Genomic DNA, 330 nt, shown 5'->3' with positions numbered 1-330 from the left:
TCTGGCTGCCGCTCAAGTCCAGCGCCGTGCCCGTCAGGCTGGCCTGGCCCGCCGCCAGGTTCTGCCCGCTGGCCGTGATTCCTTGTGTTGCCGTCAGGGTCAGGTCACCGCTGGCGCCCAGGCTGCCATCGGTCTTGACGCCCGCGCCCAGCAAGCCGCTGCTGCTGATGCGGTTGGCCTGCAGGGTCGTATTGCCCAGCGCCGCGATGGAGCCGCTGTTGGCCAGCGCGCCGCCCACCGTCCACTGCTGGTCGCGGCCCGCATACAGCAAACCTGTGTTCGTCAAGTCGCCCGTCAGCGTGGCGCGCACATCCTTGCCTGCGCTCAGCA

Annotated in this window: 1 protein-coding gene; it reads right to left on the bottom strand. The window is 69.7% G+C overall.

Translation table 11 applies throughout. From position 1 onward, the window contains the following. On the bottom strand, window positions 1-330 hold a 330-nt coding region (locus GCN74_RS29095; protein ID WP_193317313.1), incomplete at both ends, for a hypothetical protein.

This window comes from Janthinobacterium sp. FT14W, from assembly GCF_009208755.1.
Taxonomy (GTDB): Bacteria; Pseudomonadota; Gammaproteobacteria; order Burkholderiales; family Burkholderiaceae_D; genus Janthinobacterium; species Janthinobacterium violaceinigrum.
This window is presented reverse-complemented; position numbering and strand designations above follow the sequence as displayed.